The sequence below is a fragment of the Magnetospirillum sp. WYHS-4 genome (genome assembly GCA_039908345.1).
Classification (GTDB): Bacteria; Pseudomonadota; Alphaproteobacteria; order Rhodospirillales; family GLO-3; genus JAMOBD01.
On the sequence record JAMOBD010000079.1, the window covers coordinates 1 to 11,133 of the forward strand.

The window sequence follows — 11,133 nt, forward strand, 5'->3', positions numbered from 1 at the left end:
CGCGCGCCAGGTCGGCCAGGGTGCGCGGCGGGCCGTGGCGCAGGGCTTCCAGCACCCGCAGGCGCGCCGGGGTGGGCTTCAGATCGGCCGGCGGCACCTCGGCCAAGGCATAGGCGGCATGGGGACGAGGCGGCTCCAGCGCCTCGGACACGCTCATCGCCATCTTGAGGACGGCGCCCTGGGGCTGCAGGGTGTAGTGGGCCACCCAGTCGACGAACTTGCGCGATTCGGGGGGAAGCGGCACGGCGTCCAGCCGCCCCGAGACCCATTTCAGCCGCTCCTCGGCCAATCCGCCCAAGGCGTCGCCCCAGACCACCCCGATGGCCTCGCGCCCCCCGAAGGGCACGGAAACGAAGTCTCCCGGCGCCACGGCCAGACCCTTCGGCACCCGGTAATCGAAGGGGCCATGCAACGGCAGGGGCAGAAGGATGCTGACGCGGTCTTGCGGGTGGATGGACATGGGCTACACTCTAGCCTTCCGCTTTCATGGGGGAAACCGTGAGCGACGACGAAATTCCGGAAGAAGACGTGGCCGACTACCTGCGCCGCCATCCCGACTTCCTCGCCCGCAACCAGGAACTGCTGACCTCCCTGGCTCCGCCGTCGCGCTGGGAAAACGGCGACACGGTGGTCGACATGCAGCAGTTCATGGTCGGACAGTTGCGCCGCGAGGCCGACAACCTGCGAGAAACCGCCCGCCACGTCATCGACACCAGCCGCAACAACATGGCGACCCAAACCCGGGTGCATACGGCGGTCCTCATGCTGTTGGGCGCAGGAACCGTCGAGGACATGGTGCATGTGGCCATCCACACCTTGCCCCTGCCTCTGGGAGTGGACGCGGTGGCCTTCGCCTTCGAGAGGGGCGGCGACGCCAGGGTGCCGGCGGTCTTGGCGCCCGGCATGGTCGACCGCCTGGTGGGCGAGGACAAGGACGCTGTCCTGATCTCCGAATTCGTCGATGGATTCGGCCTGTTCTCCGAGGACGGCGGTCCCATCCGCTCCGCCGCCCTGGCGCGGCTGCGGGCCGGCCCGGACCAGCCGCCGGGGGTGCTGGGCCTGGGGTCCCGCACCCGCGGCACCTTCCATCCCCGCCAGGGCACGGAGTTGCTGGCGTTCCTGGCCCAGGTCGCCGAGCGCCTCGCCTACCGCATCCTGGAGGCCGGTTGACCCCCCTGGCCGCCCTGCCCGAGGTGGTCCGCGCCCTGGACGACTGGCGGTCCTGGATGACGGCGGAAAAGCGCATGTCCGCCCATACGGTGGAGGCCTACGGCCACGACGTGGCCGCCTTCCTGGACTTCGCCGCCGGCCATCTGGGCCACCCGCCCGGCCTTGCCGATCTGGCCGGCTTGGAGACCCGGGATTTCCGGGCTTGGCTGTCCCGGCGCAACGCCGACGGCCTGGCCCGCAGCTCGACCGCGCGGGCGCTGTCCACCTTGCGCGGCTTTTTCCGCTTCCTCGACCGGCGCGGCCTCGGCCACAATGCCGCCCTGGGCGCCTTGCGCGGACCCAAGGTGCCCAAATCGGTGCCCAAGGCCCTGGAGGAACCGGACGCACTGGAAGCGGTGGAGGCGGTCCAGGAGCTTTCCGACGACGACTGGATCGGCAAGCGCGATGCGGCGGTTCTGACGCTTCTCTACGGCTGCGGCCTGCGCATCGGCGAAGCCCTGGGCCTGACCCGCGCCCAGGCCCCCCTGGGCGACAGCCTCCGGGTCACCGGCAAGGGCAACAAGCAACGCCTGGTGCCGGTACTGCCGGCCGTCAACGAAGCGATCCAGGCCTATCTGGCGGCCTGCCCCTATCCCTTGCGGCCCGAGGACCCCTTGTTCCTGGGGGCGCGGGGCGGGGCGCTCGATCCGGCCATCGTGCAGCGCCAGATGCGCCGACTGCGGGCCTTGCTGGGCCTGCCCGAGACGGCGACGCCGCATGCGCTACGCCACAGCTTCGCCACCCACCTGCTGGCCGGCGGCGGCGACCTGCGCACCATCCAGGAGTTGCTGGGCCATGCCTCGCTCAGCACCACCCAGCGCTACACGGACGTCGACGCCGCCCGCCTGCAGGCCGTCTACCGCGACGCCCATCCGCGGGCGCGGCGGGGATAGGAAGGTAGATGCTCCGATTCCATTGAGAGCGCTTGTGGAAAATCTCAATATCGGCATCATCCTCATTTCTTCATCGGCTTCCCGGAGAGCGTCTTGACGTAGGCGAAGGCGCTCTGGATCTCGTTCTCCGAGAGAATGTATTTGAACTGCGGCATGACGATCAGGGGGTCGTCGAGACGGCGCAGGCCCTGCCGGATGTTTTCCAGGGCCTCGCCTTCACGGCCGGCCAGGACGTTGGCATCGCTCAGGTCGGGGATGAACTGGGTTTCCTCGAAGAAGGCCGAACGGGGGCCGTCTCCCTTGCCCTTGATGCCATGGCAAAGCGCGCAGAGCTCGACGAAGATCAGTTCGCCACGGGCCGCCGACACGCCCATGGCAGCCGGACGCCGGGCCTTGTCGGCCATTTCCCGCATCATCTCCACGGTCAATTCCGGCGGATTCCCGGCCTTCATGGTGCCTTTCGCTTGAGCAGCGACCGCCGGACCGGCCAGCACCGTGGCCATGCCGACGAACAGGGTGAATGCTGCGGTGATCCTCATGGCTGACTCTCCCGGTGTTGCGATGGCGAATTGGGCTGTTCCCCCAGACTCCGGCGATGGTGCGCAAGAATTCGGTGCGTCGCCGCGAGCAGCTGGCTGTAGGGATTGTCCGGGATCGCCTGGACGGCAATCCTGGACAGGCGGTCGGTAAAGGGAAGCAGGAACCTGTCGAGGAACTCGGCCTGAACCATCCGCGCCCCGGCGGCAGTGCCCCCGTCGCCCTCGGCCACGGCGTCGTTCTCACGGAAGCAGAGGAGTTGAAGAAATTCCAGTTCGACGCAGAGGTGGTCGGGCAGGTCGTCGAAGTTCTCGGCGATGTCGACACCGTTTTCCTGGTAGAAATGCTTGATGGCCAGCATCTCCTCCAGCCGCTTGCTCTCGTCGGCCGCCGTGAAGAGGGAACCATAGGGCGGGCACGGTACCTGCGGGAAATTGGCCGAAAAAAGACCGATATGGGCAGTTTCCACCTCGAAGAAAGTGGAACGGCGCAGGCCGGCGAAGAAACCCGCCGCGCCCTCGACCGCTGCCGCCAAGGCCTCGTCCGGCCGCGCCCCCCCGAGCAGGGTGGCCACGAACTCCTTCTCCGTGGCTTCCCGCCGGAAGTGATCGAAGCCGTCCTCGGCCGGATGGGCCAAGGCCAGTTCGAGGAAGTGGTAAAGGCGCGCCCGCCCCAGCGCGGGCGACTGGATTGCCTGGTCCATCGAACCGTCCATGGTTTCCACCATCCCTCCAGGGTTAGAAGATTCTCTTAGATATCCTTCATCTTGATGGGCTCCGCGACTTGATGCGGTTCATCGAGAAGACCGTTCATGGCGTAGCCGAAGTACTTTTCCACGTCTTCCTTCGGAATATTCTTCGGCGGCACGTACCAGACCGACGGGATGGTCCCGAAGTCCGGGCGATACTGGCGCCGTTCGCCCTTGTTGATGACGCGGTGGACGGCCTTCAGGCTGGTTTCCGGATCGTAGGGCTCGGCACCGAGCGCCGGGTCCCGGATGAGCCTGGAGATGGTGCTCTCGGGGTCCATCAGATTGCCGAAGACGCGGATCTTGCCCACGCAACTGCGGACGCATTGCGGCTCCAGGCCCTTTTCTAGTAACGGGTAGCAGAAAACGCACTTCTGCGACTTCTTGGCCACGGCGTTGTAGTAGATCTTATCGTAGGGGCAGGCCCGGACACAGTACTGGAACCCCTCGCAGCGATCCTGGTCGATCAGCACCAGGCCGTCCTCGTTCTTGTAGATGGACCGCGTCGGGCAAGCCTCTATGCAGGCCGGATTGGCGCAGTGGTTGCAGGGCCTGGCCAAGTAGAATTGCCAGAGGTTCGGATACTTGCCCTTGGGAACGTCCTGATAGAGGTTGGAGAAGCGGTAGTCGAAACGGCTGGGATCGTTGGCGCCGTTACGCCGTGGGTACTTCCCGTAGGGCTGGGTGGAAACGCTGTTCCAGTACATGTTCTCTTGGCCCGGACCGCTGGTCCAGGTCGTCTTGCAGGCCATCGTGCAGGTATGGCAAGCCAAGCACTTATTGATGTCGATCAGCATGCCGAATTGCACGCGATTGCCATACTTCGGATTAGGCTGGCCGTAGTATTTCCGCCAAAGTTCTTCCGACATGGGGACCCTCCTTGCCTCAGGCCTTCTTGACTTCACAGAGCTGGTCGAAGTGTCCGGACACAGGGCCCCAGACATTGGGAATGAAGTAGATTTCGTGGATGGGATTGATGGCGTTGTGGGTCAGCGCGTTCCAATGCCCCTCCTTGATCTGGTCCCGCTGCCAGCCGAAATAGATGACCACCGCACCGGGCGGCACCGATTCGCGCAGCTTGACCTTGGCCTTCACATATCCATGCTGGTTGAAGGCGGTGGCCCAGTCGCCGGCTACCAAGCCCCGTTTCGCCGCATCGGCCGGATTGATCTCGAGGAGCGGCTGGCCGATGTCGTCGAGCTTCAGGATCTCGTCCGTGGTCCGCCAGGAGGAATGCACGCTCCAGCGCGTATGACGGGCGTGATAGACGAGCGGGTACTTCTCGAAAAGCGGATTGCGCTCCTTCTTCGCTTCGCGCCATTCCTTGGACGGGCCGTGGGGCGTGGCGACGTGGGGCTCCTTGTGGATCGGAAGCTGCTCCCCGAACTGAAGGAAGCGATCCTCGTCCTTGTAGAGTTCCTGGCGCCCAGAGGCGGTCAGGAACTTCTTCTTGCCCTCGACTTCCTCGGTGAAAGAGGCATAGGGATTGCTGGGCAGGTTGACCCGGATAACCCGCTCTTTCTTGAGACGCTCCAGGGTGATGCCCTTGACTTTGGGGCCCCCGGTTTCCAGAAGGTGCTCGATGGCCGGCTCGGGGTGGTTGAACTTGAAGATATCGCCGGTGCCGAGACGCTTGCATATCTCGAAATAAATCTCGATGTCGGTCTTCGCCTCGAACATGGGCGCCAGCGATCCCTCGGCCAACTGGATGTAGGGATGGGCGGGAGTGGTGGCGATGTCGTAAGGCAGTTCGTACCAGCTCACCACCGGCAGCACGATGTCGGCCATCTGGGCGGTGGAACTCATCTCGATTTCCGGCGAGACGATCAGTTCGATCTGCGGCAAGACCTTGCGCGTCAGGTTGCTCTGGTCCGAGGCTTCGCCCAGCAGATTGCCGCCCGCCGCCCAGATGCACCGGATCTGGCGCCACAGCTTGTCCTTGTTGGCCATGGTCTCGGTAGGGCCGTTGACCACGTAGGCGGTGTCCAGGGGAACGGGGCGATAGCGGTCGTCGGGCTTGTCCGAATTCTTCTTGGGGAAGAAATAATCGGTCGGATTGATGCGCATCAGGTATTGGCCGGCCCAGGGACTGACGCCACCGCCCTGACGACCGATGTTGCCGGTAAGGCAGGCCAATTCGATGACGGAACGGCCGATAAGGTCCCCGTGGTACCAGTGGTTGATGCCGGTTCCGGCCCAGATGCTGGCCGGCTTGGCCGAGGCGTATTCGACGGCAAGGCGCTCGATGTCCTTGGCGGGTACCCCCGTAATCTCGGAAACCGTCTTCGGATCGTAGCTCTCGAGCTTCTTCAGCAGCAAGGTATGAGCGGTCGAGCAGGAAATCTTGCTGCCGTCCTTCAGGGTGACGTCGAAGGTGCCGGTCAGGGCCGGCTTGTCGCTGAAGTAGGCGTCGGGAACCGGCTTGCCCATTTCGGGATCGAAGACCATGAAGGTCTTGGCATCGCCGTCGGCCGCAACGTCCGAGGCCTTGAGGTACTTGCCGTTGTCGCCACGCACCAGCAGAGGCCCGCTGGTTGTGCGGCGCAGGTGTGCCTCGTCGGTCAGGCCGCGCTTGACCACCACATGGCACATGCCGAGCGCCAGGGCGCCATCGGTGCCCTGGCGCACCCGGACCCATTCGTCCACGGCGGCGGCCGTGGGATCGTAATAGGGCGAGATGTAGACGACCTTGACGCCCTTGGCGCGGATGTCGGCGAAGAAGTGGGCGTCCGGCATCCGGGTCTGCACCATGTCGGAGCCCCAGACGATCGCGTATTTCGTATTGAGGACGTCCTTGAACTCATGCTCCTCGGTCTGCACGTTCCAGGTGATCGGATGGGCCAGCGGCAGGTCGCCGTACCAATTGTAGAAGGTGCCGATTCCGAAGCCGTTGACCGAGGCGAAACGGAATCCGGCCCCCTGCTTGACCAGGCCGGTGGCCGGCACCGGCGGATAGATCCAGACGGCCTTGGCGCCGTATTTGGCCGAGATTCGCTTCAGTTCGCCGGCGATGAAGTCCAAGGCTTCGTCCCAGGAAATACGCTGCCAGAGGCCGGCGCCGCGGGCACCGACGCGCTTCATCGGGAATTTCACGCGGTTCGGGGAATATACGCGACGGTGATAGGTCTGGCCCTTCATGCAGCCGCGCGGATTGTATTCGTCGTCGGGATAGTCGTAGGGGGGCTCGGCGCGAAGTACGATGCCGTCCTTGACCACCACGTTCCAGCCGCAGGAACCCGTGCAGTTGGGCATGTTGATCGTGCGGACGATCTTCTCTCCCTTGAGAAGATTCCGGTATCCGTCCTCCCAGGGGCGATCCTTGCGCTCGACGAGAGCGGCCAAGGCGGGCCGGGAGAGGGCTAGAGGCATACCGGAAACAACGGCTGCGGCCAAGCTGCCCTTGACAAAATGGCGACGGCTGATGGACATGGCTTTCCCCCAGGAAATTGGGACGTGACGGCGACGAACGCGGCGCGGGGCCCGCCGCCCCGATGGCCGGGACGGCGGGGACGCAGTTGCGTCAATTGCCCATGGACAGCGCCTTGACGACGCCATCGACGGTCTGGATGGTCCCCAACACGGTGGGGTTGCCCCAGCGGACGTGGTACTTGTTCTCCGGAACCTGGGCCAAAGACAGCATCAGGTTGTTGAAGGCCCCGAGATCGGCGACCTCGAAATAGGTGATGAAGTCGGTGTCGTCGATGCCGGTGGAGTGGTAGAGCTTGCGCTTGACGTTCACCAGGAACCCGAGGGTCGGCATGGTGTGGGTTTCCATCTCCTTCAGGCGCTGGGCGTCCGTGAGGTTCCACCAGTCGGCGTTCTTCTTCACCGGGACCATGAAGGCGTAGCGGGGAGCGGCATCGCTGTAGGTGGCGGAAGTGAGCCCCGCGTTGAGGTCGGCCGACTTGTCCTTGGTGATGTAGTTCAGCGCCTTGGTGATGCCGACGAGGTTCTCCGTGACATCGGAATGCATGCCCAGGCGAGTGGCGCGCCAATCCACCAGGAAGGCCTGGGTGGCAGCCATGTCGGTGGAGTGGACGCGCAGCCAGTAGTCGCTCATGGCCTCGAAGCCGCGGGTCAGGTAGGCATCGACGATGACGCTGGCCTTGTGCTTGTCGACCACCGCCATCGCCTCGGCAGCAGCACCCTTACGTTCGGCGGCGGACATCTTGTAATAGTCGGCGCGGACCTTGTAGGTGGAGAAGTTGCCGAAGACGCCGGGATTCTTCAGGAGCGCGGCGCGGTCGGCCATCATCATGGCGGGCTTCTGCTCCATCATGGGCTTCTGGTCCATCATGGGCTTCTGGTCCATCATGGGCTTCTGGTCCTGGGCCCAGGCCGGCCCCGAGAGGGCAGTGGCGGCGGTCAAGGCAAGGACGGCGAGAGGCAGGCGAACGTTGTTCATGGGCATGGTAATCCCTCCAAAGAATGCGGGCGACCGCTATCGTTTTTCTCCGGTTCATTCGTGGTGGCCACGGAAAGGCCTCCCCCGACATCGCCACTCCAAACGGCGGACCGGAACCGCCGGTCTTCTCTCCCGCAACCGCCGTGCCAAGGGGCACGAGGGTGACGCAATCGATATAAATTATTGATTCTACGTATTTTTCAGGCAGTCATGGAATTCTGGCCGGACCTGCGATTTGATCGTCTCGTAAAAGGCGCGGCGTCATCTGAACGATTTGTTCAACCGCCTTTTGGCCTCCTGCGTTCGGAGACTTATGACTTGGTCGATTCGGGATGGCTACCTTCCCTCGCGCCGCCAAGCCGCCGCCAAGGGCAGCAGCACCAGCGCCAGGAGCATCAAGCCGGGCAGCAGCGGCACCTGGCGCATCCCGGTGACCACCTCCGCCCGGTTGCGCACCAAGCCCATCCAGCCCCGCCCGGCCGCCTCGCGGCCGGGGACCACGCGAGAGAAGGCCGGAATGCCCTCGGCCGCCCAAGCCACCCCCGCGGCCAGGGGCCGCAGTCGTTCGTCGGTGGCCCGCAGGTCCGCGTCTTCCAAGGAATTGACGATCCCGGACGCGGCGAAGGCGGTCTTTTCCCCGTCGCCGATCCGATAGAGCCCCGGCTGGTCGGCCGCCATGGCGGCCGACGCCCGACCGCCGTCCGGCTTGCCGAGAGGCAGTTCCCGGGTTTCGCCGGAGGGCAGGGTCACGACGACCGCCGCCACGCCTTCGCCCAAGCTGCGCCGTTCCACCAGCAAGCGGCCCTTCTCGACTCGGGCGGCGAGGGCTTCCTCCTCCAGGTCCGGCTCCTTCATCAGCCAGTGGGTGAGGCGGCGCATCAGTTCGCCGTGCGGCCCGCCGCCTTCGAATCCGCGTGCCCAGAGCCAAACATGGTCGCTGAGCAGGATGGCCGTGCGGCCCTTGTCCAGGTGGGCCAGCACCAGCAGCGGATCGCTGTCCGGGCCTTGCAGCAAGACCTGCGCGTCGCCTTCGGGAAGGGCCGGCACGTGGCGCAGCCAGCGGCCCCAGGTCTCCGCCCCCGGCAGCGCCGTCACCGGATGGCGCCGGCCCAGGTCGGTGGGCGCCGGGCGGAAGCCTCCGGCCGGTGCGCCCCCCTTGGGCAGGGCCGGCAGGATTTCCTTCAGCAGGCTGTTGGCCAGGCTTTCCGGCCCCGCGTATTCGGGCCCCACCGCCGCCAGCACAGCCCCGCCACCCCGCACGAAGGCCACCAGGTTGACCAGATGATCGTAGGTCATCACCTGGCGCAGCACGTAGCGGTCGAAGACCACCAGATGGAAATCCTTCAGACGGTTCTCGAACAACTCGCGCACCGGAAAGGCGATCAGGGCCAGTTCGTCCACCGGGGTGAATTCCTGCTTGTGGGGCGGACGCAGGATGGTGAAATGGACCAGGTCGACCTGGGGGTCCGATTTCAAGAGGTTGCGCCAGGTGCGCTCGCCCGGATGGGGCTGGCCCGACACCAGCAGCACCTTGAGCCGGTCGCGTACCCCGTTGACCGCCACCGCCGCCCGGTTGTTGCGCGCCGAGGCCTCGCCCGGCAGCGCTTCCACTTCCAGTTCCGCCACCGTCGGACCGGCATGTTCGACGGGCAGGACGAAGCGGGCCGCCTCGCCCACCCGCACCGTCATGACGCCCGCCGGCCGGCCTTCGCTGGACACCCGCACCTGGACCGGCTGGTCCGACCTTTCCTTCGCCCCCGCCTCGTCGACGCGGAAGCGGATCGCCACCTCACCGCCGACGATGCCGTAGGCCGGGGCCTGTTCCAGCACCAGGCGCCGGTCGATCTCGCCCGGCCGGCCGGTCAGTAGCACCTGCAAGGGGCCGGGCAACGGCGCCTCCGGCCGGTCGTGGACCTGGCCGTCGGTAATCAGAACGGCCCCGGCGAAGCGGCCGGGCGGAATGCTCGCCAGCGCTTCGGCCAAGGGGCGGAACAACCGGGTGCCCTCGCCGCCGCCGTCGCTGCGCAAGATTCGGACCTCCAGATCGGGAAGTCGGCCCAGGCGGGCCTCGACCTCACGCAGGGCCGCCTCCGTGGCTTCGCGCCGCGCCGCCTGGCTGGGCGAGTCGTCGACCATGACCAGGGCGACATCCGGCCTGGCCTCGCGGGTTTCCCGCAGCAGGCGGGGATCGAGCAGGGCCAGGAACAACCCCATCCCGGCCACCGCCCGCCAGGCGGTCCCCCGCAAGCCCTGCCGGGCCGCCAGGACCAGCAGGCCGGCCGCCAGCAAGCCCGCCCCCGCCAGCAGGGGCCATGGCAACAGGGGTGCGAAGACCAGGCTTTCCGACAACAACGCCTTCATTGCCGAAGCCTTTCCAGAATGGTCGGCAGATGGACCTGGTCGGCCTTGTAGTTGCCGGTCAGCGCCACCATCAACAGGTTGACCCCGAAGCGCAAGGCCATCTCGCGCTGGCGCTCGCCACCCGGCACGACAGGCAGCAGGGGCTGCAGGGCGTCGTCGACCGCCCAGGCGCCGGCCCAATCGTGATTGCCGGCCACCACCGTCGGCACGCCGTCGTTGTCGCCCTCGCCCGTTTCCTCGATCCACACCGTCCCGCCGGCGAAGCGACCCACCGCCTCGCGCAACAGGTAGTAGGACCGGGAAAGAACATGGTCAGGCGGCATGGGAATCAGACGCGGCAGGTCCAGGCGTTCGGCCAGACCCGCCATGTCCGCCCCGGCGTCGCGGCCGTCGAACAGGATCAGCCCTCCCCGGCGCAGGTAGGCCTTCAGCCTGGCCGCCGCGCCGTCCGAAAGTTCCGGCATGGCGACCAGGGGCCAATAGAGAAGGGGAAAGAAGGACAGTTCGTCCGCTTCCGGGTCCACCGCCATCGGGGCAGCAAGGTCCACCGCCGTCCGCCGGTTGACCGTCAGGCCCAGGCCGAACAGGCCGGCCCGGCTGATGCGTCCAGGGCGGCGTCGCCGGTCTTGACGTAGGCGAGGCGCAGTTCGGCGGTGGCGGCCAGGGCGAAGGCGTCGTCGGCCCGCCCCGTCCCCCCCAGGGCCAGCAGCGCCAGGGCGACCGCCGCCGCCACCCGTCCCCGCAAGACCAGCGTTGCCGCCAGATCGACAAGGAACAGCAGCAGCGCGGCCCCCAGGAACCAGGGCCGCAGGTCGGTGGCCGGGGCCAGGCCGTAGCCGGTCTCGGCCACGTCGCCGGGCAGGTCGGCCATGGGCTCCGGCGTCCCCACCGCCAGGTTGAAGGCGCGGCGTGTCGCGCCCTCGCCGTAATAGCCGGGGGGATGGGCGGGACCGGCGGCCGTCCGTTCGAAGGCGTCCGCC

The 11,133-nt window shown here is 66.4% G+C and carries 11 protein-coding genes; 2 read left to right on the top strand and 9 right to left on the bottom strand.

What is annotated here, in order from left to right:
- Positions 1 to 460 (bottom strand): primosomal protein N' (locus H7841_16365; protein ID MEO5338442.1); only part of this gene is annotated, 460 nt, incomplete at its 3' end.
- A gap of 38 nt (positions 461 to 498) precedes the next feature.
- On the opposite strand from H7841_16365, the gene H7841_16370 reads away from it, so the two are divergent.
- Both H7841_16370 and H7841_16375 read left to right on the top strand, forming a co-directional pair.
- On the top strand, positions 499 to 1,170 hold the full coding sequence (locus tag H7841_16370; protein MEO5338443.1) for a DUF484 family protein: 672 nt from the start codon (positions 499 to 501) through the stop codon (positions 1,168 to 1,170).
- 56 nt (positions 1,171 to 1,226) lie between these two features.
- A complete protein-coding gene (locus H7841_16375) occupies positions 1,227 to 2,102 on the top strand; it encodes a tyrosine recombinase XerC (GenBank protein ID MEO5338444.1) in 876 nt (291 codons plus the stop codon).
- 62 nt (positions 2,103 to 2,164) lie between these two features.
- On the opposite strand, the gene H7841_16380 is transcribed toward H7841_16375, so the two are convergent.
- From H7841_16380 to H7841_16415, 8 genes are all read right to left on the bottom strand, one after another.
- On the bottom strand, positions 2,165 to 2,641 hold the full coding sequence (locus H7841_16380) for a c-type cytochrome (protein MEO5338445.1): 477 nt from the start codon (positions 2,639 to 2,641) through the stop codon (positions 2,165 to 2,167).
- A complete protein-coding gene (locus H7841_16385; protein MEO5338446.1) occupies positions 2,638 to 3,354 on the bottom strand; it encodes a molecular chaperone TorD family protein in 717 nt (238 codons plus the stop codon). The genes H7841_16380 and H7841_16385 overlap by 4 nt, the downstream gene beginning before the upstream one ends.
- Before the next feature lie 35 nt (positions 3,355 to 3,389).
- Entirely contained in the window at positions 3,390 to 4,256 is an 867-nt protein-coding gene (locus H7841_16390; GenBank protein MEO5338447.1) for a hypothetical protein, read from the bottom strand.
- A gap of 16 nt (positions 4,257 to 4,272) precedes the next feature.
- Complete coding sequence (locus tag H7841_16395; protein ID MEO5338448.1) at positions 4,273 to 6,816, bottom strand: molybdopterin-dependent oxidoreductase; 2,544 nt, start codon at positions 6,814 to 6,816, stop codon at positions 4,273 to 4,275.
- 91 nt (positions 6,817 to 6,907) lie between these two features.
- Positions 6,908 to 7,792 carry a chlorite dismutase family protein gene (locus tag H7841_16400; GenBank protein MEO5338449.1) on the bottom strand — a complete coding sequence of 295 codons (885 nt, stop codon included), beginning with the start codon at positions 7,790 to 7,792 and terminating at the stop codon, positions 6,908 to 6,910.
- Positions 7,793 to 8,128: 336 nt separating this feature from the next.
- Positions 8,129 to 10,153 (bottom strand): hypothetical protein, encoded by a 2,025-nt coding sequence (locus tag H7841_16405; GenBank protein ID MEO5338450.1) that lies wholly within the window; start codon positions 10,151 to 10,153, stop codon positions 8,129 to 8,131.
- Entirely contained in the window at positions 10,150 to 10,701 is a 552-nt protein-coding gene (locus H7841_16410; protein ID MEO5338451.1) for a DUF4159 domain-containing protein, read from the bottom strand. The genes H7841_16405 and H7841_16410 overlap by 4 nt, the downstream gene beginning before the upstream one ends.
- A 20-nt stretch (positions 10,702 to 10,721) precedes the next feature.
- Positions 10,722 to 11,133 (bottom strand): hypothetical protein (locus H7841_16415; protein MEO5338452.1); only part of this gene is annotated, 412 nt, incomplete at its 5' end.

Excerpts from the sequence above, each read along its gene's own strand:
- H7841_16375 (MEO5338444.1), top strand. The coding sequence starts at position 1,227 with ATGACGGCGGAAAAGCGCATGTCCGCCCATACGGTGGAGGCCTACGGC.
- H7841_16380 (MEO5338445.1), bottom strand. The coding sequence starts at position 2,641 with ATGAGGATCACCGCAGCATTCACCCTGTTCGTCGGCATGGCCACGGTG.
- H7841_16385 (MEO5338446.1), bottom strand. The coding sequence starts at position 3,354 with ATGGACGGTTCGATGGACCAGGCAATCCAGTCGCCCGCGCTGGGGCGG.
- H7841_16390 (MEO5338447.1), bottom strand. The coding sequence starts at position 4,256 with ATGTCGGAAGAACTTTGGCGGAAATACTACGGCCAGCCTAATCCGAAG.
- H7841_16395 (MEO5338448.1), bottom strand. The coding sequence starts at position 6,816 with ATGTCCATCAGCCGTCGCCATTTTGTCAAGGGCAGCTTGGCCGCAGCC.
- H7841_16400 (MEO5338449.1), bottom strand. The coding sequence starts at position 7,792 with ATGAACAACGTTCGCCTGCCTCTCGCCGTCCTTGCCTTGACCGCCGCC.
- H7841_16405 (MEO5338450.1), bottom strand. The coding sequence starts at position 10,153 with ATGAAGGCGTTGTTGTCGGAAAGCCTGGTCTTCGCACCCCTGTTGCCA.